The organism is Pseudomonas sp. NPDC087804, from assembly GCF_044742965.1.
GTDB classification, from domain to species: Bacteria; Pseudomonadota; Gammaproteobacteria; order Pseudomonadales; family Pseudomonadaceae; genus Aquipseudomonas; species Aquipseudomonas rustica.
Genome location: NZ_JBIUVN010000008.1, coordinates 31,810 through 58,752, shown reverse-complemented (window position 1 = coordinate 58,752; position 26,943 = coordinate 31,810). Strand labels below are relative to the sequence as shown.

The window sequence follows — 26,943 nt, the reverse complement described above, 5'->3', positions numbered from 1 at the left end:
GGGAGAGGGCTAGGGTGAGGGTCTATGGCTCACCACTATTTTCCTGAAGGACGCCGCATGAAGATTTCCCGTCAAGCCTACGCCGACATGTTCGGCCCCACCGTCGGCGACAAGGTGCGCCTGGCCGATACAGAGCTGTGGATCGAGGTCGAAAAAGACTTCACCACCTACGGCGAAGAAGTGAAATTCGGTGGCGGCAAAGTCATCCGCGACGGTCAGGGCCAGAGCCAGTTATTGGCCGCCGAAGTGGTCGACACGCTGATCACCAACGCGCTGATCATCGACCACTGGGGCATCGTCAAAGCCGACGTCGGCCTCAAGGATGGGCGCATCGCCGCGATCGGCAAGGCCGGTAACCCGGACGTGCAGCCCAACGTGACCATCGCCATCGGCGCCGGCACCGAAGTCATCGCCGGTGAAGGCATGATCCTCACCGCCGGGGGCATCGACACGCACATCCACTTTATCTGCCCACAGCAGATTGAAGAGGCGCTGATGAGCGGCGTCACCACCATGATCGGCGGCGGCACCGGCCCGGCCACTGGCACCAACGCCACAACGTGCACATCGGGCCCTTGGCACCTGGCGCGCATGCTTCAGGCCGCCGACGCCTTCCCGATGAACATCGGCCTCACCGGCAAGGGCAACGCCAGCCTGCCGGAACCGCTGATCGAGCAGGTCAAGGCCGGCGCCATCGGCCTCAAGTTGCACGAAGACTGGGGCACCACCCCGGCGAGCATCGATAACTGCCTGACCGTTGCCGATCAATTCGACGTGCAGGTGGCGATCCACACCGATACCCTCAACGAATCCGGTTTCGTCGAAACCACCCTCGGCGCATTCAAGGGTCGCACCATCCACACCTACCACACCGAAGGTGCCGGTGGCGGTCACGCGCCGGACATCATCAAGGCCTGCGGCTTCCCCAACGTGCTGCCGAGCTCGACCAACCCGACGCGACCGTTCACGCGCAACACCATCGACGAACACCTCGACATGTTGATGGTCTGCCATCACCTCGACCCAAGCATTGCCGAAGATGTCGCGTTCGCCGAAAGCCGCATCCGTCGCGAAACGATTGCCGCCGAAGACATCCTTCATGACCTCGGCGCGTTCTCGATGATCAGCTCCGACAGTCAAGCCATGGGCCGCGTCGGCGAAGTCATCACGCGCACCTGGCAGACCGCCGACAAAATGAAAAAACAGCGCGGCCCACTGCCGCAGGACGGCGCAGGCAACGATAACTTCCGCGCCAAACGCTACATCGCCAAGTACACGATCAACCCGGCGATCACCCACGGCATCAGCCACGAAGTCGGCTCGATTGAAGTCGGCAAATGGGCCGACCTGGTGCTTTGGCGTCCGGCGTTTTTCGGCGTGAAACCGACGCTGATTCTCAAGGGTGGTGCGATTGCCGCCAGTTTGATGGGCGACGCCAACGCTTCGATTCCGACGCCGCAACCGGTGCACTACCGCCCGATGTTCGCCAGTTACGGTGGCTCGCTGCACGCCACCAGCCTGACCTTCATCAGCCAGGCTGCACACGACGCCGGGTTGCCCGAAGCGCTGGGCTTGAAGAAAAAAATCGCTGTGGTCAAAGGTTGTCGCGATGTGCAGAAAACCGATCTGATCCACAACGATTACCTACCGAACATTGACGTCGACCCGCAGACGTATCAGGTCAAGGCCGACGGCGTATTGCTATGGTGTGAACCGGCGGAAACGCTGCCGATGGCGCAGCGTTACTTTCTGTTTTAAGCCACAGCAGCAAAAAAAGCCTGGAGGCGTTATCGCGCCTCCAGGCCTGTTTACGGTTTCACCGTGAACGGCGGATAAACCGTCTGCAGCTTCGCCCGATCTATCGCTTTTTGCGTCAGGGTTTTCTCCAGCGTTTGCAACGCTTCAAATTGCGCCATATCGTCCTCATCCTTGAGAGAGGTCAGCAACTCATCGAACTCTTTGCGGTACGTACGCTTGAGGAACTGCTGCCAAAAAGGCTGTTCAAGGATTCGTGGCGCCAGCAACTCTCCCTCCTCCAGCGCGATCACTCGCTGATAAGCATCCTCAATCATCTTCTCGGTGACGCCGGCGACGTTGCGGAACAACATACCGCGCGACTGCCACGGTAGATCCAGGCGGTCGGCCAGATCGGTCATGTAGGCCATATGAACCTCCACTTCATCGATGCTGCCGGTGACTCCGTCGGCATCCTCGCGGCGAAATGTTTCGCCGGCTTCCAAGCGGTCAGCCACACGCTGCCGGGCGATCTGCCCCAACTCGTCGAGGCGCGACTTACCCCGCGCCAGCGAAACCAGTTCGGCCTCAACCAGATCAGTGTTGATCAGCCCGTACGCCTCATGCACCAGTACCTCGACGCCCATCGCATTGAAAAACTGCGCACCGGCATCCGCACAGGTTGTGGAGGCGACGGCCTCGGCGAAAATTCTCTCGCGCAGTACAGTGTTCTCGTTCATGGCGAAAATCATTCGCCAGACCTTGGCCGTGAGGTCAGCTCGATAGCTCGGATCCGTCGCACGGAAGTCGGCTGAAGTCGTCAGCTTGCGCAGCTCGTTGAAGAATGGCTCGGAGCCGAACTCATCCTCCACTTCATCCCAGAATGGTTGACGCGCATTCCATTCAGCCTCGCTGATGCCCTCATCCCAGGCCGAGCTGTCGACGGTTCCCCACGACGGATAGGGGCGATCCGGATCGAGCCCGACTGACTCGATATATTGCTTGAGCTTCTCCAGATTTTCCGCCGACAGGAAATAAGGCTCGCGGCTCACTTTGGTTCGCGCAATCAATTCAGCGTAAACCGAACCCGGTGCGACATCCGGAAGCTCACTGATCTGGTTATGGCGCAAATCCAGGAACAGGTTTCGCGGTCGTTGTTTAGCGAACAGCCCCACCGGCCACGTATCAATGCCCGTGCTGTCCAGTGTCAGTACCAGCAAAGCCGGCATCTGACTGATATCCGGAACCAATCCGAGCGGATTCCCGTCAAGCTTCAGCACATGCAGCCGGCTCATCGAGCGCAGCCGGGCAGCGCTCTCCAAGGTCAATGTGATCTGATTATCCGAAAGCATCAGCATACGCAGATGCGGCATGGAACTGATGACCTGCGGAAAATCGCTCAAGCGGTTCTTCAACAAATCGAGGTCGCGCAACTGGCGAAATCCGCCGAGAAAAGATAGTTGGTTGGGGCGTATCTGGCCGTTTCGCAAGCTTAAGGAGGTGACGTGGTCAAAGCTGGCGCTTAGCGCGGGCATTGTCTCAAGATGACGATCCATCGGCAGACCATCGAGCACAAGCGCCTGGGCCCGGATAACTCCCCGTGCAGGAGGCCCCGCAGGGCCGGTGCGCTGCCAGCTTTGACGCAGAAGCTGATAGACCCTGTTGCGCGACGTCCACTCCGCCACGCCTTCAGGGCTGAGACGATAGATCAGATCCATGCCGTTCAACCAGCGCTGGAAGTCCAGGTTGAACCTGCTGAACTCTTTCTCCAGTACCGCCACGCGACTTTCCATCACATTGGCGCCGAAGCTACCAAGCAGGCTTTCAACCTCTGCATCCGTGAAGGCAGGATACAGCGATCCCACCCGGCGCTTGAGCGCCGACCAACCTTCGGGTCGCAACGGATAGCCCTGCATACCGCCGCGCAGGCGCATGTTTTCGGGATCATAGGCAGGCTTGCGAATCGGGTTATCCAGCAGCACCCGTTCGAATTGTTCGTGACTCAATGGCGAGCGCTGAATCGCATGTTTCAGCCGTTCTCCCTGGAAAATGTCGAAACCCAGTGCCTGTCGTTGTTTATCGGGCAACGCATGCAACACAGCGCTGTAAAGATCCTCGGCACTGTGCAAATGCAGCCCTTGCTCATCGCGTGCACTGTAGAGGCCATTTTCATCAGCGATCAGTACTTTGCGGATCGGTGCGTCAGCCTCTCCGACACTGGCCTCAAGCTGCCCGGTGAAAGAGCCATGGCGGATCTCCATACGCACATCAGGCGACCATCCTGGCAGAGTTTCCAGCGAGCGCAGTGCCAGTCGGCGGCTATCGGCATTGTCCAGTTGCTCAAGGTAAAGCCCTTCAAAGGCGCGACTCATACGAACCTTGACGCCCGCCGCACGCAGTTGCTGGCGCAGTTTGAGGACAACCTGCCCGCTCTCTTCGAACACGCGCACATTCTGTGGATCAGCGTCCTTGAGTATTTGTTCGATCACACTGCACGGCAAATCGGGGTAATCGCTTTGCAATCTGCGCACGCGAATGTCGGCGGAAACGTCCGAGGTTTTGTACTGCGACTCGAACACCCGCGAGGTGCGCTTGACGGCCCGCACCGCCAGCGCTTCACGCAATGCTTCAATACGCACGGTTTTGTCAGTGGAGATGGCACGGCCGAGCAGCGCTTCGGTTTCGGGCTCATCCAGAAACGCCAGCACCCGGCTTTCGAACCGGCCTGTTTTAAGTTCTTCCTGGGTGACTATCAAGGTATCGGCAAGCGTGGCGCCAGAGTTGCCATAAGTCACCGGCGCTCGACCGGTTGGCAATGGATCTTTCAACATGATGGCTTTGGACTCGGGCCAGTGCGGTAGCTCGGTCATCAGCCCCGGCAAATAGCCCGTCAGATGATCGCTTATGTCACCGTTACGGATCTGCCCGCCGAACCGGCTGATCGAGTCATAGAGATCGAAGCGATGAAGGGTATCGGTCAACAAGGGTGGCGGCAGCTCATGTTCGACATGCAGACGCCGCAGCACGCCTTCATCAACACCGCTGACTTTAAGCGCTTGTGTCAGCGTTGTGTCACTGAGGGTGGCGGCCAGCGGATTGAGACGGCGCAATAGCTGAACCTGCGTCCACTCAAGCGGGCGGTCGACTTCGCTCTTCCAGGCGCCCGCCCGGTTGTGTTCGACCTGTGGCGCATACGCATCGGCGCGGTTCGGGTGCTGCATGCGGAATTGGCCGTTAAGTGGATCCTCCTTCAACACGTACTGCTTGCCCTGCAGTTGCAGCACCCTTTTTCCTTGATACGGGTACAACCCGGCCTCGTCAGCCCATGTACGGGAAGGCAGCTCGAGTTTGTGCTCGTAAGGCGCGAGATCAGGGTTCCACATTTTCGTGCGGCCGTCGCCCAAAGACACCGACTTGAGGTTGTCGATAAAAGGGGAAGGCTTGATTGCTATTGCACCGTTGGGCAGAACATGGCCGGCGCTCATCAGCCCCAGTTGCGCAAAGTTGAGGATCACGCTGTTGATGTGCGCGCACGCCTCTTCCTTGTCACCGTGACTCCAGTCCTCAATGCCCTCGGCAAACTCCGCCAGTAACTGGGCGACCATCACCCCGAGCATTACCTCGCCGACGCCCGGTACCAACATCACAACGTAGTTGAAGAAGTTCCAGCCATAATTCAGATAGCTGATCAGTCGGTTCCAGCGGCTTTTAGCATCTTCGTCTCCCGTAGGCACAGCAATCCGTCGTGCATCGCTGATCGACTTGTCGCGTTTGCGCAGATACAGATGCTCCCAGAGACCGTCCTGAATGGGCACGGTAATCGGTTCTGCATGAGGATTTTCCACTGGAGTTTCGCGCCACCAAGGCCCCATATCGAGGGGCTCACGCTGATGCCAGGTGATTTCCTTGAGACGCTCGTTAGCGCGTTTGTAGAACGTCGGTTTGTCTTTTTGCGCCACAAACCGGCTGAAAAACTGTTGGTAGGATTTTTCCAGCAACTGCGTGGCCAAGGCTTTCATGAACGCAGTCAGTGACGGGTATTCTTTCAACGGGTGCAGCGGATCATCCGGGATGTATGCAACCAACGGCCCATTCAGAATACTTTGATCGTAGAAGTCATTACGCCGAGACATTTCGTCAGTGACAGCGCCTGGTCCATTGGCGAATACATCACTGAGCACCTTGTACTTTTCATACAGATTATCGTTGAGACCGGGGATACGCCGCGACCAGTCAAACAGGAACTGAAGTTCTGGCGATACAAGCCCCAGCAGGAATTTCTCGATCTCGGTTTTTTCTGCAACGGCACTGAACAGCACAATACCGGACAACTCCAACCCCATGATCCGCAAACGATGCGCCTTCAACGGACGCCCGTGAAAGCTGATCGATCGTTGTCCGCTGATCACATCACTAATGACGGCCTGAGCGTGCATGCCCAGATCCGCATTCATCCCGGCAATGGCCGCCGCAACTTCCAGCGCGGATTTTTCGACCGCCATCGACTGCTGTCTTAATGTCGCTTGTTTTGTCACATCGTCGGGGAGCAGCAACGCCTTGAGGTGTTGCTGATATTGCGCGCCAATATCCAGCGAGCGGCAGACGCTGGCAATCTCACCGACCGTGACAGCCTGCTGTACAGGCGCGCCGTCAGCGTCGGCAACGTACACACCGGAGCCGCTGCGAAAATAGCCGTCCTCGGTTTCCGACTGCTCGAAATTGTGCAACGCCGCGGCCAGCAATGTGGAATGCTGCGAGCGCGCGGCCCCTCGGTCGATGCCGAAGATGATTTTGTCCGGGACATAAAGCCTGAGCATCGTTGCATCGACGTCCAGATCGACGTTGAGTTGGCTTTTCAGGGCCTCGGTCAGCAAGGGCCGGGCAAAGCCTTCGATGTTCTGTTCAAGGTGCTTCAGAGATGCATCGACTTCACCCTGAAGCTGCCAATGTTTTTGTACGAGCTGTTTCAAACGCTGCCGGCCTGTTGGCGGCCATGCCGGGTACTGTTGCGCAACGTCCAGGTTCGCTTTGAGCGTTTCAAGTCGATGGGGCGGAGCCTGTTTGATTGCTTCTGGAATAAGCCCGATTAGTTCATCGTGATGCGGGCCGTTATCTGTCGACACTTTGTTAGTCACTACATCCATATTGAGCATCTCGTCATCCATTAACCTGGGCTCAGATTACGGATGGCGAGAAAAAACAAAAAACCAAAATCCTGCTCAACAAAACGCTGAAAACCCCTTAATCCCGCAGTAATTGAAGAGCCGAAAATACATATGTACCGCACCCAAAAAAATACCCCGGGAGCCGGGCATCAGCGGGGTGTAATTCTCGCCAGAGGGGCTAATATTCGAATCGCCGTCCATCGATTCATGCTCAGGTAACCGCTCATGCGTCTTTCCGAGTTCATCGTGTGCAACGTGGATCCCATCGTCGCGGAGTGGGAGCAGTTCGCCGCCACCATCACGCCCGCTGCCGAGTACATGGACGCCGAAGGCTTGCGTGACCACGCCAAAGCCATTTTGCTGGCCGCCGCCCGCGACATGAACAAACCGCAAAGTCCCGACGAACAGGCTGCCAAAGCCAAGGGCGACGGCCCGGAGAAAACCCCGAGCCTCGATCAGGCCGGCGCCAGCCATGGTGAATTGCGCCACACCGTCGGTTTTGATCTGGTGCAGATGACCTCGGAGTTTCGTCATTTGCGCGCCTGCGTGATCCGCCGCTGGGTCGACAGCCTCGAAGCGCCGGACATGACCTACTTTCAGGACATGATTCGTTTCAATGAAGCCATCGATGAAGCATTGGCCGAATCGACGGCGGCCTACGCAGAACAGGTCAATCGTTCGCGGGACATCTTTCTGGCGATTCTCGGCCACGACCTGCGCGCTCCGCTGCAAGCGGTGAGCATGTCCACCGAATTGTTGTTGCGCAAAGCGGCGCTGGAAGGCGATGCGCTGGCCTGCGCCCACAACATCAAGCGCGGCGCCCGGCACTTGGCGGCGATGGTCAGTGATTTGCTGGAGCTGGTGCGCAGCCGTCTCGGTAAAAGTCTGCCGATCAATCCGACTTCAATGGATCTGGCCGATGCCGCTCGGGCCGCCATCGCCGAAGCGAGCGCCGGCAATCCGCAATGCTTGCCGGTGCTGAATATTCACGGCGACATGAGCGGGAACTGGGACGCGGGGCGTATCGATCAATTGCTGCAAAACCTGATCGGCAATGCGCTGCAGCACGGTTCGAACACGCAACAGGTGACGCTGACCCTGCAGGATGAGGCGGACGCGGTGTGCCTGTCGGTGCATAACTTTGGCACACCGATTCCGGAGGATGCTTTAGGGACGATTTTCGATCCGTTGGTGCGCAGCGCCGATGAAGAACTGGGGCAACCTTCGACCAGTCTCGGATTGGGCCTGTTTATTGTCAGGGAAGTGGTCAATGCCCATGGCGGGACGATTGAAGTCAGCTCGAGTGAGGCTGACGGCACGCGGTTTAGCGTAGTGTTACCGCGAACCCTGTAGGGGGGTTATTCGATTACCAGACGTGCCAGGCGTTGTTTGAGCATGAGGTTCTCGGCGCGCAATTCGCGAACCTCTTCCAGCAGATCCAGCGCCAGCGCGACGCCCTCCCACTCCAGCTCCAGATCGCGCCGCAGCTTCGCGGCGCGTTTGGCCAGGGCCAGTTCGTAGTCGGTGAAGCGCCATTCCCGGGGCTGCGCGCCCTGAGGTTCGAGGATGCCGTGTTCGACGATTTCGATCACGTAGACGTCCGACAGATCGGCCGCCTCACAGAATTCTGCCAGGTCCAGTTGAACGATCAGGGGGCTGCTCATGATGGGCTACTCCGTCGTCGAATTTAGAAGTTCTCTCGCGGATTGAAGGCGGCTTTGTTCGCCAGTTCCTGCCACAGCGCTTTGACTTCATCGTCGGACGCTTTCGGCATCACCGCTTTGAGCTGCACAAACAGGAAACCGCGTTCGCCAGCCTTGTTTTTCAGACCGTGTCCTTTGGCGCGCATGCGCTGGCCATTCTGACTGCCGGCCGGCACTTTGAGGTTGATCTTGCCGGTCAGCGTCGGCACGGCCACTTCGGTGCCCAGCGCCAGTTCCCACGGTGCCAGCGGCAGCGTGATGATCAGGTTGTCGCCTTCGACATCGAATTTCGGGTGCGGCGCAAAACGAATGGTCAGGTACAGATCGCCATTCGCCCCGCCACCGGCGCCCGGTGCGCCCTGGCCTTTGAGGCGGATACGCTCGCCGTCGGTCACGCCCGCCGGAATCTTCACGTTCAGGCTTTTCGTGGTGTTGCTGACGTGCTGGCCGTTGGCGTTGTATTGCGGCACCTGGAAGGTGACTTTCTTCGACTCGTTCGACAGCGTCTCCTCGAGGAAGATCGGCAGTTCCATTTCCACGTCTTGCCCTCGGCGCCCTGCACTGCGTTGTTGCCGACCTTCACCGCCACCGAAACCGGGGCCGCGATTGCCGAAGATCGAACTGAAAAAGTCCGAGAAGTCGCCGGTGTCCTGACCGCCGCCACCAAAGCCGCCACGGCTCTGCCAGCCCGGTGGCCCCTGGAACGGCTGACCGTGCTGGCCATAACGGCGCAGCTCGTCGTACTCGGCACGTTTGTCGGCGCTTTTCAGCGCTTCATAGGCTTCCGACGCGTCCTTGAATTTCTCTTCGGCGTCTTTTTCCTTGCTGACATCGGGGTGGTATTTGCGCGCCAGCTTGCGATAGGCAGCCTTGATTGCCTTGTCGTCTGCTGTCGGCTCCACGCCGAGGATCTTGTAATAGTCTTTGAAGTCCATTGAAGGAATCACCATCCGTTATCGATTTCGCGCCGTTGCCAAGCATGCGCCGATTCGCGCGTGCCAGGTTGACCGATCTCAAAGTTGTGACCGGGTGGCGCAGCAGAAGTTTATCGGCAGTGGACGGCGGTTCTTGTGACCGCCGGTGGTTCTGCCGGCCCATGCCAGCAAGTTTGGGGCGAAGCTGCGATTTTCAACCAGTTTAGTCGCGAAATAGCTGATGACCGGCCTTCGATTCTGGCGCGCACTGACATACACTGCGCGGCCGTTTTTTTGACCGGAACCGAAAGACATGAAAGACGCCTCTCCAGCCCGTGCCTGCGGCATCGACTTCGGCACGTCCAACTCCACCGTCGGCTGGCTGCGCCCCGGCATGGAAACGATGATCGCGCTGGAAGACGACAAGATCACCCTGCCGTCGGTGGTCTTCTTCAACATCGAGGAGCGCCGCCCGGTTTACGGTCGTCTGGCACTGCACGAGTACCTGGAAGGCTATGAAGGCCGACTGATGCGCTCGTTGAAAAGCCTGCTCGGTTCCAAACTGATCAAGCACGACACCAGCGTTCTCGGCACGGCGATGCCGTTCAAGGACTTGCTCGGTCTGTTCATTGGCCAGTTGAAGAGCCGCGCCGAAACCGCCGCCGGTCGGGAATTCGAGCAAGTGGTGCTGGGTCGTCCGGTGTTCTTCGTCGATGACGATCCTCTGGCTGACCAGGAAGCTGAAGACACTTTGGTCGACGTAGCCAAAAAGATCGGTTTCAAGGAAGTGTCGTTCCAGTACGAACCAATCGCTGCGGCCTTCGATTACGAGTCGACCATCGAAAAAGAAGAGCTGGTGCTGATCGTCGACATCGGCGGTGGTACCTCTGACTTCTCGCTGGTGCGCCTGTCGCCCGAGCGTCGTGGTTACGACAACCGACACGATGACATCCTCGCCACCGGCGGCGTGCACATCGGCGGTACCGACTTCGACAAACAGCTGAGCCTGCAAGGCCTGATGCCGCTGTTCGGCTACGGCAGCCGCATGAAGAGCGGCGCCTACATGCCGACCAGCCACCACATGAACCTGGCGACCTGGCACACCATCAACTCGGTGTACTCGCAGAAATCCAGCCTGGCGCTGGGCAGCATGCGTTACGACATCGAAGACACCGGCGGTATCGATCGCCTGTTCAAGTTGATTGAACAGCGCGCCGGCCACTGGTTGGCGATGGAAGTCGAAGAAACCAAGATCCAGCTGACCCACACCGACAGCCGCCATGTGCCGCTGGATCGGATCGAGGCCGGATTGAGCGTGGAATTGAGCCGCGCGCTGTTTGAATCGGCGATCGATGCGCTGCTGGAGCGGGTACGCGGCAGTGTTACGCAGCTGTTGAACGATGCCGGAGTGGCGGTCGATCAGGTCGACACGGTGTTCTTCACGGGTGGTTCGAGCGGTATTCCGGCGCTGCGCAACAGCGTCTCGGCGATGCTGCCGAACGCGCGGCATGTTGAAGGGAATATCTTTGGCAGCATTGGTAGTGGTTTGGCGATTGAAGCCCGCAAACGCTATGGCGTTTAACGGCAGTTGCAAGCTTTAAGCGGCAAGCGGCAAGCGGCAAGTAAGAGCAAAAGCAAGAGCCACTGCGGCTCTGGCTTCTGCTTTTACTTGTAGCTCGCAGCTTGCAACTCGAAGCTGCTGTTAAACCATCCCACCCAGCTTCAACTCACTCTTCAAATACGCGTAATAAATCGGCCCCGCCACCACCCCCGGCAGGCCGAACGCGGCCTCGAACACCAGCATCGCCAGCAGCAACTCCCACGACTTGGCACTGATCTGCCCGCCGACAATGCGCGCATTCAGGAAGTATTCAAGTTTGTGGATAACGATCAGATAACCCAACGCCGCCACCGCCACCCAGATCGACAGCGACAGGCCGACGATGGTGATCAGCGTGTTGGAAATCAGGTTGCCAATTACCGGCAGCAGACCGAGCAGGAAGGTCAGCACGATCAGGGTTTTGGTCAACGGCAGTTTCACGCCGAACATCGGCAGGATCACCGCGAGGAAGATCCCGGTGAAGAAGGTGTTGAGCAAGGCAATTTTGATCTGCGCGAAAACGATATTGCGAAACGCTTGAACCAGCAGGTGCAGACGGTCGAACAGCGCCGCCGCCAGCGGTTTGCGTTTGGTGACGTCCGGCACGCGCTGCAGGGCGATGATCGCGCCGAGCACCATGCCGATCAGCAGCGTCACGAACATGTGCGCTGCATCCTTGCCGACCAGTTGCAGCTCGGAGAGATGCTTGCTCATCCATTCGCCAATCGCCACGCGGAATTCACCGGCGCTGGCAGGCAGGTAGGCGTCGATGAACGGCGGCAGTTGCCCGCGCGCACGATCCACCACGCCCATGAATTTATCCAGTGAGGCGCCCGGGTTTTCCGCTTCGTGCAACAGGAAACTGATCGCGCCGGCAAAGAGCAGCGCCAGCACACTGACCACCAACGTCCCCAGCAACGCCACCGCCAGCCACCGTGCACGGCGGCCTTCGATCAACCGCTGCAATTGCGGGGTGAGCATGTTGACCAGCTCGAACACCAACAAGCCGGCGAGCAGGCTCGGCAACAAGCGCAGCGGCAGCACCAGCAGCAATCCGCCGAAAATGATGATGCAACTGACCCAGAACACTACATGACGCTCAGAAAACGTTGGCATACAGCCTCAAAACGAACGGCGTAAAAGGATGGGCAGTCTGCCAGCGTTCCGGCGCCGAAGCGAGCACAGGCCCGGGTGCCTCGTCGCGCCTAAAAGATCGCAGCCTGCGGCAGCTCCTACAGGATCGCGGTCTCAGGTAGGAGCTGCCGCAGGCTGCGATCTTTTGCTCTTATTTTTTCTTCAGGCAATCACTCATAAACGCCTTACGCGCATCGCCGGTCAGCGCTTTGGTTTTCGCATCGGCGTTGCAGGTGGTCATTTTTTGCTGCTGCGGGGTCAGTTGCTTGCCGTCGTTAGCCGCAGGCGTTGCCTTGAGGCAAGTGCTCATGAAGGTTTTGCGCTCATCGCCCTTGAGGCTCTTGGCGGTCGCATCGGCATTGCAGGTGGTCATTTTGTTTTGCTGCGCCGTGGCGGCGAAGCCCTGGGAACACAGGAGCAAACCAATCATCAACAAAGGCACACGCAACATCTTCATGGAGTTTTCTCCTTGTCGCCGCACCGATGGATGCGGCCTCGCTGTGGAGTGTAGACAAAGGCTGTTACACCTTCCTCATCACCCGTGGGCCACACCCGAAGAATGCCTCAGGGGTTTCTCCCAACTGGATCATTGCGTAGCGTTGGTATCCGACCTGAAAATCGCCCTGAATCGTTCATATGCAGCGCTTCGCTGCTCAATCGCGGAAAGTGGCAACTTCTCGAACGAAACCGGCACCTCACCCGGCATATGATAAGTGGAGCCCAGCGTCTCCAGAGAGATCCACTCGGCATAGCCGTTTTTGTGCATTTTGCTGATCTTCAGCTCTCGGATCGTACTGTCTTCAACGACGACTGGAAGCATGGCGGGCCCCGGCGCGGTATCGTTGATGAAACCGTACTCTGCGACAGCAGGGCCTGGTTCCAGGGTCTCGAGCGCAGGCAACTTGAAATTGAACTTGCCTTTGTCAACTGTGTGGGCTGCCGGGAATTCTACCCAGGAATCGGCGACAACCAGGTCGGAAGGTTTTCCGTCAAGATCGCCGATCAGCACATACTGGTGGTCAACTTGCGAACCTCCGACATCAGTCAACGTCGCCTGGACGATATGAATCGGAGACGTTCTCGGTTGATTGGCAAGAATCGAAAACACCACTTTGGAGTTTTCCGAACAGTTGCCACTCTTTATTTCAATGGCTTTTTGCGCATGTTCGGCAATGCTCATATCGGCGGTGAATTCCTGGGTCACCGCATTATATTTTCGAAGGCTCTTGATCTTCGCGATGCCCGCCCCGCCTTTCTCAAAAATGCTTGGCAACTGATTACCCGACATCGGCAACAGCTCCTTGGCGCGATAGATAGCTCGCTGGGCCTGTTGTAGATTGGACATCACTTGCGCTGTTACCTCGGTTGGCTCTTGCCGCTGCGGTTGCTCCACGGTGCCGTGTTCTCGAAACGTGTCACGCAGCTCCTGTAATTCTTCCGGGATCGCCCGTGCCTCTCGGGTGGCAAGCTGCAACGAATCGTAGTCGTCGAACCGCCCGGTCTGCTCCAGATTGCGCGCATAAGCGCCCAGATTTCGCTCGAATTCGGTCAGCGGCACCAGTCGTTCTGCGGTGAACATCCGTTCAGTCAGGACTTCGAACTGCTCGGGCGTCATCAATCTCTGCAGATCCGGCAGCGCTTCTACGCTTTTTATCGTCTGTTGACTGGCGGCCCAGTCGCCCGCCACGTTGGCCTCCGCCAGCGCCTTCCAGAGAAAGTTGTCTTTTGGATACGCCGCAAGCCATTGCAAACCGCGCAAAAAATCAAATCGTTCTGCATCAGGAACATCCGGATTGAAGGCCATGTCGACAAAATCCGAATAGAGATGCGCGATTTCTTGCAGTTGCGTCGCCTCCCCCACATACGGATACCAAAGTTTGCTGTCGGGATCGTGTAAAAGTATCGGGCCGGAAGCGACTGACTCCCTCAACAGCTTGGCACGGTATTGCCCGATGACAGGATCCTTGACGACATGCACAACCCCGACGTATTCGACGTCAACGTACTGCCGGCCATTGAGCGTTCGTAACCCGTCGGCATCGGCCGTCGGTAACTTCGCAACCTTGACCACCTGATATTCACTCAGAGGGCGAGGCAATGATGCCCCTGCCGGTTGTCCGGTGCCGATGACCAAATCGCCGATCGTTACCGATAGCTCAGGTGTCGGCAAATTCACGTCGGCGCTACCGGGTGCGTGACTTGTCCCCGGCGTCGGAGAGCGGTTCGCCCCGGGAAAGAATTCAACAGTTATACGGGGGGGTGAGTCAGGTCGTGGTACCGGACTGCCCGGGCGCGAACCCGGCGCAGGAGCATCGACTCTCACGGTGCCATTGGAGGGGGGTCTGCGAATCATCGGTTTTCATCCTTGTTGTACGGCTGCGGCTACATGCCGGGTGATTTCTCGACGGTTTTACAGCGCCCTCTCAAAAATTTCCCAAACAATGTTATGCAGCACTTTTCACCGTGCAGACTTCGCATTCACTGCAACGGTGCAAGCGAGAAAAACCGCTCGCCTCTCAACAATCCGGCCAATCAAAACATATTGTTTCGCCGGTAGTGCTCCGGCGTACAACCAGCCTGTCGCGCAAACATGGCGATAAACGCCGAGCCACTGCTATAGCCAAGATCGAAGGCTATTTCCTGAACGCTGCGCTGGCCTTCCAGCGCCTCGATTGCTGCGAGATAACGCAGACGCTGACGCCACTCGCCGAAACTCATCCCCAACTCCCGTACAAACTGACGCGCCAACGTGCGCTCACTGACATGCACTTGCGCCGCCCAATTCGCCAGCGGTTGGTTGTTGCCCGGCTCGGCCTGCAACGCTTCTAGGATCGCCAGCAAACCCGGACTGCTCGCGTAGGGCAGATAACACTCGTGCACCGGCGCCTGTTGCAGTTGATCAACCAACACCTGCGCCAGTCGTTGATCGGCATCGAGTTGAGGAATTTTCACATCGCGCGCGGCGAAGTCCTTGAGGATCGCTTTGAGAATGTCGCTGATCGCCAGCGTGCAGGCGCGTCGGGGCAGATCGGCGCAGACCTTGGGATCCAGACACACCGCGCGATAGTTGACCGGTTGATGGCTGTAAAAACTGTGCTCGACCTGCGGCGGCACCCACACCGCGTATTGCGGCGGCGACATGAAGCGACTGCCGTCGACGTCCATGTGCAGCACACCGTGCGCCGCGTATTCCAGCGTTCCCCAAGGATGGCGGTGCGGCGCGGCGAATTCGTGGGCGTTGAAATCGGCATAACGGAAGTACACCGCCGACGGCAGCTCGCTGAAATCCAGCAGATCGATGTGTTTACTGTTCATGCTGTCCGGTTTCAGAGGCAGGTTGTCCGGTTCGAAGTATAGGCCTGCATCCAGACAAGGGATAATTGCGACTCATCAATGTACTGGTTTCAACTCATGCAATACGCGTTTCCGCTGCTGGCGATTTTTATCTGGGCCGGCAATACCGTGATCAACAAACTGGCGGTCGGGGCGATTTTCCCCGCCGAGATCGGTTTCTATCGCTGGCTGCTCGCCGGGTTGTTGTTCACGCCGTTCATGCTCAAAGCGGTGATCGCGCACTGGCCGCAGATTCGTCCGAACCTGGGCAAGATTTTTGTCCTCGGTGTGCTGGGTATGGCGGTCTATCAGAGCCTCGCTTACTTCGCGGCGACCCTGACCACCGCGACCAACATGGGCATCATTTTGTCGCTGATGCCGTTGATGTCGCTGGCCATGGCAATCATCAGCCTCGGTCAACGCCTGACCGCCGGTGCGCTGGTCGGCGCGGTGCTGTCGTTTGCTGGCGTGCTGGTGGTGGTGTCGTCGGGCAGCCTTGGCGCATTGCTGCAACACGGCCTGAACATGGGCGATGCGATGATGTTAATCGCGACGCTGGCTTACGCGATTTACAGCACGCTGCTGAAGAAATGGCAGCTGCGCTTACCGCCGCTGGTGTTGCTGTATTTGCAGGTACTGGTGGCGATTGTCGTGTTGTTTCCGCTGTATGTCGCTTCGCCGAAAACCGGTTTGACCCTGCAGAACATTCCGCTGGTGTTGTATGCGTGCCTGCTGGCTTCGATGGTTGCGCCGTTGGCGTGGATGCAGGCGGTGCAACGCCTGGGGCCGAGCCGGACGACATTGTTCTTTAACTTGCTGCCGCTGATTACTGCGCTGATTGCGGCAGTGGTGTTGAAGGAGCAGTTGGCGATGTATCACTTGGTGGGCGGGTTGCTGACGTTGGGTGGGGTGATACTTTCTGAGCGTTGGACGACGGTGTTGGGTCGTCGAATCAGCGTTGCCTGATGGAAAAGATCGCAGCCTGCGGCAGCTCCTACAGGTTGGGTGTCGGACACAAATTATGTGAACGCCTCAACATCATGTAGGAGCTGCCGCAGGCTGCGATCTTTTGATCTTGTTGTTCGCCCCTAAAGCCCCGCTGCCTCAAGGCGTGCCGCATGCTCAACAAACAACCGCACCGGATCCGCGCCCTTGCCCACCAGCCCCAGCGACTGGTTAACAATGTCGAAATGATCCAGCGGATAATCATCGCCAATCACCGTGCCAAGGTGCGAGCTGTACCGCCCGACCATCCCGTCGCACTGCCCCGGCTCGCGCACAAAGGTTTTCGCGAACAAGCGACAACTGCGATTGGTTCCGTCAAACAGATTGCCGCCGCGGTCGGTCTTGCCCGGCTGCAACGTCCCCGACCACGAGTAATAACGCACGCCGTTAACCTCTTCCGGCCCATGCCCTCCCCAGGTTTGCGGCAAGCCCTGTGGATAACGCTGGTTGAACAGCGCCACGCCCGCCGTGGTCAGCGAATGGTGCGAAGCATGGACATCCACCGGAAATCCCGGCCCGCGATAACCGGTCTCCAGCACCGCCATCAGCAACCCGAAAAAACGCAACAACGCCTCAAGCAGACGCCCCTTGGCGCTGTCCGCCGGGTAATGTTTTTCCAGATAATCCGCCAGCTCCGAACCATGATTGGGCCCCGCCACCGACGTGACCGACGCCACCAGATCCGGGCGTTTCGCCGCGGCATAGCGCGCCGTCAACGAGCCCTGACTGTGGCCGAACAGGTTGACCTTCTGCGCGCCGGTCTCGCGCAGAATCTCATCGATACGCGCGAGCAGTTGCTCGCCCCGCACCTCAGTCGAATTGAGCGGCGACACCTGAACCGCAAACACCGTCGCACCACCACGGCGCAAGGCTTTGATGATTCCGTACCAATACGGATAGAGCACTAAACGTACAAACCCGAGCATGCCCGGAACCAGCACCAGCGGATAACGCGTGGACATGGGCAAACATCCTTGTGGTCGGTGAGTGGATGCAAGGCCTGCAAAACGCCCGCCAAGCATCCTCCCTGATGATGACAACTCATCGACCAGCCTACTTCAGGCCCACCACCCCCGCCACAATCAGCCCCACCGACAGCAGTTTGACCAGCGTCAGGCTCTCGCCGAGCAAGGCAAAACCGAGGAACACCGTGCCCAGCGAGCCGATGGCCGTCCAGATCGGATAAGCAATACTCACCGGCAACTCGCGCATCGCCAAAGTCAGAAAGTAAATCCCGCCGATCGCCGCGATCACCGTGATCAGCGACGGCCACAGCCGGGTGAAACCTTCGGCGTACTTCATGCCCATGGCGAAGGTGACTTCAAAACCGGCAGCGATCAGCAGGAACACCCAGGCCACCTAGAACTCCCGGGCAAGGTCGAGCAAACGCTGCTCGGCCTCGGCCACCGACACCGCGAAGGTGCGTTCGGCGGATTCTTCACCTTCGGCGGCGACCACGCTGACATCGTTGATGCCGATGAAACCCAGCGCCGTGCGCAGCCATGGATCGGCGTGGTTCAGCGCTTCCAGTTCGCCACCGGGGCCGAAGCCGAATCCGCCGCGACTGGTGACGATCAAGGCTTTCTTGCCCTGTAACAGCGGCGTGTATTGGGCGACGCCGTTGTCCAGCGTGTGATCGAAGGTCAGGCCCAACCGCACGATCTGATCGACCCAGGCCTTGAGCCCGCTGGGTACGTTGAAGTTGTACATCGGCGTGGAAATCAGCAGCAGATCATGATCGAACAATTCGCCGACCAGTTGATCGCTGAGCGCCAGATCGGCCTGCATCGACAGAGGCCGGTTGTCGGGCTCGGGGTAAAACGCTGCGGCGACGAACGCTTCGTTGACTGCCGGAATCAATGCCCGCCCGACTTCACGGCGAGTGACTTGAGCCTGCGGATGGCGCACCTGCCAGGCGCTGAGAAAACTTTCCGCCAGACGGCGCGAAGTGGAACGATCACCACGTGGACTGGCATGCAGCACAAGAATCTTGCTCATCTGTACATTCTCCGGACTAGAATCAAACGGCTTGTGGCTTGCAGCTTGAAGCTCGCCATGACGTCTAAACAAATGAGCAAAAATCAGTCGGGATGAATTGATTTCATCCGTGGAGTTTTCAATGTTCGCCTCGCTGCCGCTCACCGCCCTGCGCGCTTTCGAATCTGCTTCACGTTTGTTGAGCTTTAAAGCGGCCGCCGAAGAGTTGTCGGTGACGCCGACGGCGATTTCCCATCAGATTCGTGCGCTGGAGGATTGGCTCGGGCTTGCTCTGTTCGAACGCCTGCCGCGCCAGGTACGCCTGACCGAGGGTGGCGAGCGATTGTTTCGCAGCCTGCACGGCGCGCTGCTGGAAGTGGCGCAAAGCGTCGACACCCTGCGCCCGCAACGCAGCGTCAGCAGCCTTACGCTGTCGACCACCGCAGCCTTCGCGGCGTTATGGCTGGTGCCGCGTCTCGGACGTTTTTATGCACAGCATCCGAACATCAACGTGCGCCTCGATACCCATTGCGAAGTCATCGATTTGCATCAGGACGCCAGCGTCGATCTGGTGCTGCGTTACAGCCTCGACGACTATCCGAACCTGTATGGCTTGTGCCTGTTCGATGAATCCTTCGGCGTCTACGGCTCACCGGAGCAAGTGGCACTGGCCGCGCGGCGCACGCCAACATTGATCAGCGTGCATTGGCATAACTCGAAGCTCTACGCCCATGGCTGGCAAGCGTGGTGCGCAAAGGCTGGCGAAAACTGGCTCAAACAGTCGCCGGCGAACCGCGAGTACGACGAAGAACATTACGCCCTGCAAGCGGCGATCGCCGGGCAAGGCCTGGTGCTGGCGAGCAATATTCTGGTCTCGGAAAGTGTCGCCAGTGGTCTGCTGGTGCCTTACAAAGCCGACGTTGTGGTCGATGGCGCCGGGTACAGCGCGTTGTGTGTGCCGGGCCGCGAACGACATCCGCCGGTGCGCGCATTTTTTGCGTGGTTGCGCGAGGAGGCGGCGTTGTCGGGGCTGACGCCGAGGACGCCGCAAATTGCATAAAACTTTTTGCTTCGCTCATGACTCACAACTTGGGTAGCGACCACGGCCGCAGAACGTGGCGCCCATCGGATTAGCCTCCTGGAGATCGAAATGAGCGACGACCTGCATCTGTCAGATGTTCAAACACTGCGCGAACGTGCGCGCCAACACGTCGAGAACGGTGCTGTAACTGAAGGCTACAGCGCTGACCGTGAGGAGGTGCTGCGCTTGCTCAACGAATCGCTGGCCACCGAACTGGTCTGCGTGTTGCGCTACAAGCGCCACTATTTCATGGCCAACGGCGTCAAAGCCCATGTGGCCGCCGAAGAATTTCTTGAGCACGCCACCCAGGAAGCCCAGCACGCCGACCGTCTGGCCGAGCGCATCGTGCAATTGGGCGGCGAGCCTGAGTTCAATCCCGACCTGCTGTCGAAAATGTCCCACGCGCAATACGTGGCCGGGAATACCCTCAAAGAGATGGTTTACGAGGATCTGGTCGCTGAGCGGATTGCCATCGATAGCTACCGCGAGATCATTCAGTACATCGGCGAGAAAGACCCGACCACTCGGCGCATCTTCGAAGACATCCTCGCGCAGGAAGAAGAGCACGCCGATGACATGGCCGACATCCTGAACGACCTCTAAACCCGATAAATCGCCTTCGCGAGCAGGCTCGCTCCCACATTTGAAATGCATTCCAATGTGGGAGCGAGCCTGCTCGCGAAGAGGCCGCAACAAAAGCACAAAGATCGCAGCCTTCGGCAGCTCCTACATGAGAATGCATTAACTGATCGTTCCCACGCTCCGCGTGGGAACGCAGCCCGGCACGCTCTGCGTGCCTTTTTAATGCCGAACGCGGAGCGTCCGTAGAGGCATTCCCACGCAGAGCGTAGGAACGATCGGCGTAGGAGCTGCCGAAGGCTGCGATCTTTTGATCTTGCCCTTATTTAGTGGGTTTAACCGTTACCGGGGCTTTCCCTTCCTTCATCTGCTCCAGCAGGGGCGCACACTGATTCGGCTCGCCACCACTCGGCGCCACCAACGCCAGCAACCCCGCCGCCGGTGCCGCAATCACGCCTAATGCCACCATCCCCGCACCGCGCAACAGCAACGGCACTGGTTTAACCCCGGCGTCCGGCTTGATGAACTTGCCGCGCACGTACAGCGGCGAACGCAGGGAAATCAAACGCCAGCCCTTCGATTCCGGCGTCACCGTCAGATCCAGTTGCTCGGTGGCCATGTTCGCCGTGCCATCGATATAAATGATCGCGTTCTCGGTATCGAAGACAAACAGCTGCGTCGTCGCCAGGCCGGTCTTGATATCGAAATCCGCCGCCGCGCAGTTGATCTTCACTTCCTTGTCGCCAAAGATTTTGCCAACCACGTAGTTACCGACGTTAAGCCCGGCCAACTCCATCAGCTCACGGCTGATCGCACCGTCGTTGATCAACATCTTCAACTTGCCATTGGCGCCGCCCAGCAGCTTCGCGACCGAGTTGCCGCGACCGCTGATATCGGCGTCGCCATTCAGCTCTCCGAAACTGGTCTTCATCGGTTCAAAGGTCGGGAACAACTCTTTGAGCTTGAAGCGGCGCGCGGTGAGTTTGGCCTGGCCTTCCATCGGTTCGGTGCGGCCGTTGAGACGGATTTGTGCATCGAGATTGCCGCCAGCGACGCCGAAGCGCAGCGGCTGCAAGCTCAGTTCGCCGTCGTTGAGCACCAGATGCGTATAGAGGTCATTGAACGGCAGCTTCTCGCTGTGGACGATGCGCTTGCCGGTGAACTCGACGTCGGCATCCATCGCGCGCCAGCGGTCGGTCTTGAACTCCTCGACCGGCAGCACTTTATCCGCCGGTTGCTTGCTGTCGCCGCCACGGGCCTTTTGCTTGTCATTCGAATCGGCGCCGATCAGCGGCGCAAGGTCGGCGAATAGCAGTTGATTGGAAACCAGCGCACCACTGAGTTTTGGTCGCGGCTGGGTAGCGGCGTAAGTCAGGTCGCCATGGATATCGCTGTTGCCGATCTTGCCGTTGAATTTTTCGTAAGTGAATTTCGCGCCGGCAGCGTCATGCAGTTTGGCGATCAAATGACCGTCGGTGGAATACGGTGGCGTGTCGGGCAACGTAACGCCGGTCAGCGGATAGAGATTGCCGAGGCTGTCGCCGGCCAGTTTCAAGCGCAGATCAAGGGCACCGAGATTCATCGGGTCGGTCAGGGTGCCGGCCAGTTCGATGCGGGTGTCGCCGATCTTCGCCTGGGCTTGCAGCGGAAACGGTTTGCTCGCGTCCTGCAAGGCCAGCAATCCGCCGATCTTGCCCTGGCCAGTAAGGTTCTGGCCGTGGTATTGGCCTTTGACCTTGAGCGCAAACGCGTAGTCCTGCGGCGCGCCGCCCTTGTCCTGCGCGGTTTTCGCCGCTTTGTCGCCAACGATGTCGCTGTACGGAATCGGCTTGCCCAGCGGATCGATCAGCACATCGAGATTGGTTTTCAGGGTCTGGTCATCGAGGGTGACGTGCCCCTTGTCGAAACCGATGGCGCCGATGTCGACCACCCAGCTCGACGGTTCAGCATTCGGATCCTTGGGATCAAACTTGAACACCCAGTTGGCGCGGCCGTCCGCCAGTCGTTGCAGATCGGCGTTGGGCTCGGTCAGGTCGATTCGCGGAATCACCACGCGTTGCGCCAGCAGCGCCAGTGGCGAGATGCGCAGTTCGACACGTTTGAGGGTGACCATCTGCGATTTCTTCGACCAGTCCGGATTGCCCAGGCTCAAATCCTCGGCAACCACATGGGGCCACGGCACCCAGGCGCGCCAGCCGCCTTCATCCGGCTCGCGCTGCCAGATCACCGCGAGGTTGCCATTGATGGCAAACGGTCGGTGCAGTTCTTCCGAGACTTTGGCGTTGAGCGGCGGTTTGATCCGGTTCCAGTCGAAGAACACGATGATCAATACCAGCACGGCCAGTAGAAGCACGAGGGTGGCGAAGGTCCAGCTGAAGATTTTTCCAGTGCGCGTCATGCACAAAACTCCTGATCACGACCCCTCACCCAAAACGCGGTGAACGGCTGAAACGGCGGGCCAAAGCGGCCCCTATGAAAACTGTGACTGGCAAAAGGCCCGCAGGTTTAACCGAAAAGCCGATTAAGACGGAAAAACCCGGGTGAATTCTGACCGATCAGTCGAACAGCGTTACCGCGACCCGCACTTTTGCGAGGCGCGAGTGGGTCGAAAATACCCACCTCGGTGCAAAACCGATGCTCTGAAAGGCCCGATCTAGAGCCTCCCGCCAGAACAATCAATTCTGTTGATTATTACCATTGCGTTTATGAACTTTTATATCGACTTATCGAGAGTAGCATTGCCCTCGTACCCACTTTATCGCCCTCCCAAGGAGCAACCCATCATGAAACGCCAATTACTGCTTAGCCTTACCCTCTCGATGCTGGCCAGCACTGCTTTCGCTCTGCCTGCCGCCGAACAAGCCACGCCACAAGTAAAAACCAGCTATTCGGTGTTCAGCCAGACCGTTGCTGCCGACGGCTCCGACCACACCAAAGGCACCCTCGCTGAAGACGGCTACGACAAAACTCCACAGGGTCAAGCTGTAGCAGAAGGCGGCCGTGATCGCCTGGAAGAAAAAGGTCTGGTCGAAGATGGCTACGACAAAACTCCTCAAGGTCAGGCTGTCGCCGAAAACGGTCGCAACCGCCTCGAAGAAAAAGGCCTGGTTGAAGACGGCTACGACAAAACCCCACAAGGCCAGGCTGTTGCCGAAGGTGGTGGTGATCGTGTGATCGAACGCAACAGCGCTGTGAGCTGAGTCCATGGTGGCCCAGAAAAAAAGCCCAATCGACGGATTGGGCTTTTGACTTTTCAGGCCCCGGTAAAACATCCCGCAAAAATCCCCGCTGCACCGTCCTGCCGTTCGACGCCGATAAAGCCGATTTGCTAGAGTGCGGCGCTTGTCCCGCCGAAGAACACACCCTGCGATGCTGCCCCGCGCCGAACAGAAGCAACAGACCCGCAACGCCCTGATGGACGCTGCCCGCCACCTGATGGAAAGCGGCCGAGGATTCGGCAGCCTGAGCCTGCGCGAAGTGACCAAAACCGCCGGGATCGTGCCCACCGGTTTCTACCGGCATTTTGCCGATATGGACGAACTGGGTTTGGTGCTGGTCAGCGAAGTCGGTCAGACCTTCCGCGAAACCATCCGCCTGGTGCGCCACAACGAATTCGTCATGGGCGGCATTATCGATGCCTCGGTGCGGATCTTTCTCGATGTGGTCAGCGCTAATCGCTCGCAATTTCTGTTTCTCGCCCGCGAGCAATACGGTGGTTCGCTGCCGGTGCGTCAGGCGATTGGTCGGTTGCGCGAAAACATCAGCTCCGACCTTGCATCGGATCTGACGATGATGCCCAAGCTCCAGCATCTGGATGCCGCCGGCCTGAGTGTGATGGCTGATCTGATCGTCAAATCGGTGTTCGCCACCCTCCCCGACATCATCGACCCGCCCGCTGAAGCACTGCCGGAGCATCTGACGCCACAGGCGAAGATCACTCAGCAGCTGCGTTTTATCTTTATCGGCCTGAAGCATTGGCAGGGCCTGGGCAGTACCGAGTAATTACCCCTTCTCTCAAAAACATAAATCCCCTGTAGGAGTGAGCCTGCTCGCGATAGCGGTTGATCAGTCAAATATATGTTGAATGACACACCGTCATCGCGAGCAGGCTCACTCCTACAGGGGTGCAGCATCATGGCCTCCATTTGGTGCATGTAAAAACCTTAATGCACCAAAACCTTCCAAATCTCCGCAACATCTTGAAACATCCACTACGCTCCGACAGGGATTTCCTACATCTCGTCCGATTGGCAAGCCCCTTGCTCTAGAGCAACCATTGTCCATAGCTGGAAGTTTTCCGATGCTGGTGATTCACCGCAGAATCGACCCTCAACCCGTCTGGGCCGCCGAGTTGCACCTGACCTTCGAAGCGCGGAGCAAAAGCCGTCTGCGCTGTTTCAGTGCTGAAGGTGAAGACGTCGGGTTGTTTTTGGAGCGTGGCCAACCGCCGCTGTATGACGGCGAATGCCTACAGGCTGAAGATGGCCGCATCGTCCGCGTCTGCGCCCGCCCCGAGCAGTTGCTGCACGTCACCTGCGCCAACGCCTTCGAACTGACCCGCGCCGCTTATCACCTCGGTAACCGCCATGTCGCCCTGCAGGTCGGTGACGGCTGGCTGCGTCTGCTCGATGATTACGTACTCAAGGCGATGCTCGAACAATTGGGCGCGCAGGTTTCAGCCATCGAAGCACCGTTCCAGCCGGAACATGGTGCTTATGGCGGCGGCCACCACCATTCACGACACGGCGACGAAGACTTCAACTACGCGCCGAAACTCCATCAGTTCGGCGTACGCCTGTGAATCCGGCCTGGGCGCTGCTGCGCCTGGCCAGTCCGCAGTTGCCGATTGGCGGTTACAGCTATTCGCAAGGCCTGGAAATGGCGGTGGATAACGGCCGGGTGAAAAACCCGGACGACGCCCGCCGCTGGATCAGCGATCAGTTGCTGTTGAACCTGTCGCGCTTTGAGGCGCCGTTGTTGCTTGCGCATTGCCAGGCGGCGGCGGATGAAAACTGGAGCGAGTTGCTGATCCTCTGCGAAAGCCATCGCGCCAGCCGCGAGACTCGCGAGTTGCATCTGGAGAGCCGGCAGATGGGCTACTCGTTGCAGCAACTGCTCAACGGTTTGCCGGAGCTCGACGCGCCTGCTCGTGATTTTCTCGATCAATGCACTGAACCGCATCTGGCCTTGTGCTGGGCGCTGGCTGCACGCGCCTGGGGCATCAGCCCGCAAGACGCCCTCGCCGCGTGGCTGTGGAGTTGGCTGGAAAACCAGCTCGCGGTGCTGATGAAAACCCTGCCGCTGGGCCAGCAAGCCGCCCAGCGCCTGACCAGCGAATTGCTGCCGTTACTGCAACAGGCACAGCAGGACGCGACCCGAATCAATCCCGAACACATCGGCAGCGCCGCGTTCGGCCTGTCCTTGGCGTGCATGGCCCACGAGCGCCAGTACAGCCGCCTCTTTCGCTCCTAGGAGAAACATTCATGAACACACAACCTCTGCGCGTCGGCATCGGCGGCCCGGTCGGTTCCGGCAAAACCGCGTTGACCCTGGCCCTCTGCCTGGCCCTGCGCGAGCGCTACAACCTCGCCGTGGTCACCAACGATATCTACACCCGCGAAGATGCCGATTTCCTCGTGCGCAATGAAGCCCTCGCGCCGGAGCGCATCATCGGCGTGGAAACCGGCGGCTGCCCGCACACGGCAATCCGCGAAGACGCCTCGATCAACCTTGAAGCGGTCGATCAACTGAACCGGCGCTTCCCGGGGCTGGATCTGATTCTCGTCGAGTCGGGCGGCGATAACCTGTCGGCGACGTTCAGCCCGGAACTGTCCGACCTGACTATCTATGTGATCGACGTTTCCGCCGGCGACAAGCTGCCGCGCAAGGGCGGGCCGGGGATCTGCAAATCGGATCTGCTGGTGATCAACAAAATCGACCTGGCGCCGCTGGTGGGCGCCTCGCTGGAGATGATGGACAGCGACACCAAACGCATGCGCAACGGCAAGCCGTTCGTCTTCAGCAACCAGAAAACCGGTCAGGGTCTGGAAGCCATCATCGCCTTCATCGAACGCCAGGGCCTGCTGACCGCGGCCTGATTTATTTATCAACAAGGAAGCTTATTCATGACACTTAAACGCATTCTCGGCGCCGTGGCGCTGCTGCTGACCCCGGCGCTGGCCTTCGCCCACCCGGGCCACGGCGACAGTGGCTTGATCGCTGGTATCAGCCACCCGATCGGCGGTCTCGACCATTTGTTGGCGATGGTTGCCGTCGGTTTGTGGGCGGCGCAGCAACAAGGCGCGGCGCGTTGGGCGCTGCCGTGCACGTTTGTCGGCACCATGCTGATGGGCGGCCTGCTCGGGTTTGAAGGGCTGGAACTGCCGGCGCTGGAAAGCGGGATTGCTGCGTCGGTGCTGGCGCTGGGTCTGGCGGTGGCATTGGCCGTGCGTCCGCCGTTGGTGATGGCGGTGGTGGCGACGGCGGTGTTTGCGTTGTTCCATGGTGTCGCGCATGGCTTGGAATTGCCGGATATGACTAGCCCGTGGGCGTATGCGGCTGGTTTTGTAGCGGCGACGGCTGCACTGCATGCGGCGGGTTATGCCGTAGTGCGTTTCCTGCCTCAAGCTGCTGCACCGTTGGTGCGTCTTGCAGGTGCGGCTTCGGCAATCACCGGCGCCTGGCTACTGGCCGGCTAAACGCCTGATCTCCTGTAGGA

At 58.9% G+C, this 26,943-nt stretch carries 23 protein-coding genes; 12 read left to right on the top strand and 11 right to left on the bottom strand.

Annotated features, from left to right (window positions below):
• Window positions 1-57: 57 nt before the first annotated feature.
• Window positions 58-1,758 (top strand): urease subunit alpha, encoded by a 1,701-nt coding sequence (ureC, locus tag ACIOMO_RS13860; protein ID WP_053116837.1) that lies wholly within the window; start codon window positions 58-60, stop codon window positions 1,756-1,758.
• 50 nt (window positions 1,759-1,808) lie between these two features.
• Here ureC and ACIOMO_RS13855 read toward each other — a convergent pair whose 3' ends face one another.
• Entirely contained in the window at window positions 1,809-6,899 is a 5,091-nt protein-coding gene (locus ACIOMO_RS13855; protein WP_401241350.1) for an NEL-type E3 ubiquitin ligase domain-containing protein, read from the bottom strand.
• A gap of 225 nt (window positions 6,900-7,124) precedes the next feature.
• Here ACIOMO_RS13855 and ACIOMO_RS13850 point away from each other — a divergent pair, with 225 nt between their 5' ends.
• Entirely contained in the window at window positions 7,125-8,252 is a 1,128-nt protein-coding gene (locus tag ACIOMO_RS13850; protein WP_401241348.1) for a sensor histidine kinase, read from the top strand.
• A 5-nt stretch (window positions 8,253-8,257) separates the two neighbouring features.
• Here ACIOMO_RS13850 and ACIOMO_RS13845 read toward each other — a convergent pair whose 3' ends face one another.
• Entirely contained in the window at window positions 8,258-8,563 is a 306-nt protein-coding gene (locus ACIOMO_RS13845; RefSeq protein WP_401241346.1) for a chaperone modulator CbpM, read from the bottom strand.
• Window positions 8,564-8,586: 23 nt separating this feature from the next.
• On the bottom strand, window positions 8,587-9,537 hold the full coding sequence (locus tag ACIOMO_RS13840; RefSeq protein WP_053116833.1) for a DnaJ C-terminal domain-containing protein: 951 nt from the start codon (window positions 9,535-9,537) through the stop codon (window positions 8,587-8,589).
• Window positions 9,538-9,829: 292 nt separating this feature from the next.
• Between ACIOMO_RS13840 and ACIOMO_RS13835 the strand changes: the two genes are divergently transcribed.
• A complete protein-coding gene (locus tag ACIOMO_RS13835) occupies window positions 9,830-11,098 on the top strand; it encodes an Hsp70 family protein (RefSeq protein WP_401241343.1) in 1,269 nt (422 codons plus the stop codon).
• A 120-nt stretch (window positions 11,099-11,218) separates the two neighbouring features.
• Here ACIOMO_RS13835 and ACIOMO_RS13830 read toward each other — a convergent pair whose 3' ends face one another.
• From ACIOMO_RS13830 to ACIOMO_RS13815, 4 genes are all read right to left on the bottom strand, one after another.
• Complete coding sequence (locus ACIOMO_RS13830) at window positions 11,219-12,232, bottom strand: AI-2E family transporter (protein ID WP_053116830.1); 1,014 nt, start codon at window positions 12,230-12,232, stop codon at window positions 11,219-11,221.
• Between the two features lie 169 nt (window positions 12,233-12,401).
• Window positions 12,402-12,707 (bottom strand): PsiF family protein, encoded by a 306-nt coding sequence (locus tag ACIOMO_RS13825; protein WP_053116829.1) that lies wholly within the window; start codon window positions 12,705-12,707, stop codon window positions 12,402-12,404.
• Between the two features lie 129 nt (window positions 12,708-12,836).
• Window positions 12,837-14,426: a hypothetical protein gene (locus tag ACIOMO_RS13820; RefSeq protein ID WP_401241340.1), complete on the bottom strand. Its 1,590-nt coding sequence runs from the start codon at window positions 14,424-14,426 to the stop codon at window positions 12,837-12,839.
• A 356-nt stretch (window positions 14,427-14,782) separates the two neighbouring features.
• Window positions 14,783-15,565: a helix-turn-helix transcriptional regulator gene (locus tag ACIOMO_RS13815; protein ID WP_053116827.1), complete on the bottom strand. Its 783-nt coding sequence runs from the start codon at window positions 15,563-15,565 to the stop codon at window positions 14,783-14,785.
• A 96-nt stretch (window positions 15,566-15,661) separates the two neighbouring features.
• Between ACIOMO_RS13815 and ACIOMO_RS13810 the strand changes: the two genes are divergently transcribed.
• Window positions 15,662-16,549, top strand: coding sequence for a DMT family transporter (locus ACIOMO_RS13810; protein ID WP_401241338.1), 888 nt, complete (start codon window positions 15,662-15,664; stop codon window positions 16,547-16,549).
• A gap of 122 nt (window positions 16,550-16,671) precedes the next feature.
• On the opposite strand, the gene ACIOMO_RS13805 is transcribed toward ACIOMO_RS13810, so the two are convergent.
• The 3 genes from ACIOMO_RS13805 to ACIOMO_RS13795 all read right to left on the bottom strand — a co-directional run bounded on the left by ACIOMO_RS13805 (window position 16,672) and on the right by ACIOMO_RS13795 (window position 18,586).
• Window positions 16,672-17,550 (bottom strand): alpha/beta fold hydrolase, encoded by an 879-nt coding sequence (locus ACIOMO_RS13805; RefSeq protein ID WP_401241335.1) that lies wholly within the window; start codon window positions 17,548-17,550, stop codon window positions 16,672-16,674.
• A 91-nt stretch (window positions 17,551-17,641) separates the two neighbouring features.
• Window positions 17,642-17,947 (bottom strand): multidrug efflux SMR transporter, encoded by a 306-nt coding sequence (locus ACIOMO_RS13800; protein WP_053116824.1) that lies wholly within the window; start codon window positions 17,945-17,947, stop codon window positions 17,642-17,644.
• Window positions 17,948-18,586, bottom strand: a complete 639-nt coding sequence (locus ACIOMO_RS13795) for an FMN-dependent NADH-azoreductase (protein WP_212549836.1) — start codon at window positions 18,584-18,586, stop codon at window positions 17,948-17,950.
• Window positions 18,587-18,695: 109 nt separating this feature from the next.
• Between ACIOMO_RS13795 and ACIOMO_RS13790 the strand changes: the two genes are divergently transcribed.
• Window positions 18,696-19,625 carry a LysR substrate-binding domain-containing protein gene (locus ACIOMO_RS13790; protein WP_401241332.1) on the top strand — a complete coding sequence of 310 codons (930 nt, stop codon included), beginning with the start codon at window positions 18,696-18,698 and terminating at the stop codon, window positions 19,623-19,625.
• A 90-nt stretch (window positions 19,626-19,715) separates the two neighbouring features.
• Window positions 19,716-20,249 (top strand): bacterioferritin, encoded by a 534-nt coding sequence (locus tag ACIOMO_RS13785; protein WP_134175811.1) that lies wholly within the window; start codon window positions 19,716-19,718, stop codon window positions 20,247-20,249.
• 298 nt (window positions 20,250-20,547) lie between these two features.
• Here ACIOMO_RS13785 and ACIOMO_RS13780 read toward each other — a convergent pair whose 3' ends face one another.
• On the bottom strand, window positions 20,548-22,623 hold the full coding sequence (locus ACIOMO_RS13780) for an AsmA family protein (protein WP_401241330.1): 2,076 nt from the start codon (window positions 22,621-22,623) through the stop codon (window positions 20,548-20,550).
• A 385-nt stretch (window positions 22,624-23,008) separates the two neighbouring features.
• Here ACIOMO_RS13780 and ACIOMO_RS13775 point away from each other — a divergent pair, with 385 nt between their 5' ends.
• From ACIOMO_RS13775 to ACIOMO_RS13750, 6 genes are all read left to right on the top strand, one after another.
• Window positions 23,009-23,425, top strand: a complete 417-nt coding sequence (locus ACIOMO_RS13775) for a hypothetical protein (protein WP_053116819.1) — start codon at window positions 23,009-23,011, stop codon at window positions 23,423-23,425.
• A 169-nt stretch (window positions 23,426-23,594) separates the two neighbouring features.
• The gene (locus ACIOMO_RS13770; RefSeq protein WP_064117221.1) at window positions 23,595-24,227 is read left to right on the top strand and encodes a TetR family transcriptional regulator; all 633 of its coding nucleotides are present in this window, start codon (window positions 23,595-23,597) and stop codon (window positions 24,225-24,227) included.
• Window positions 24,228-24,525: 298 nt separating this feature from the next.
• A complete protein-coding gene (ureE, locus tag ACIOMO_RS13765; protein WP_053116817.1) occupies window positions 24,526-25,026 on the top strand; it encodes an urease accessory protein UreE in 501 nt (166 codons plus the stop codon).
• Window positions 25,023-25,697 (top strand): urease accessory protein UreF, encoded by a 675-nt coding sequence (locus ACIOMO_RS13760; protein ID WP_401241328.1) that lies wholly within the window; start codon window positions 25,023-25,025, stop codon window positions 25,695-25,697. The genes ureE and ACIOMO_RS13760 overlap by 4 nt, the downstream gene beginning before the upstream one ends.
• Before the next feature lie 11 nt (window positions 25,698-25,708).
• Window positions 25,709-26,323: an urease accessory protein UreG gene (gene ureG, locus ACIOMO_RS13755; RefSeq protein WP_053116815.1), complete on the top strand. Its 615-nt coding sequence runs from the start codon at window positions 25,709-25,711 to the stop codon at window positions 26,321-26,323.
• 27 nt (window positions 26,324-26,350) lie between these two features.
• Window positions 26,351-26,923, top strand: coding sequence for a HupE/UreJ family protein (locus tag ACIOMO_RS13750; protein WP_401241327.1), 573 nt, complete (start codon window positions 26,351-26,353; stop codon window positions 26,921-26,923).
• Window positions 26,924-26,943: the final 20 nt, after the last annotated feature.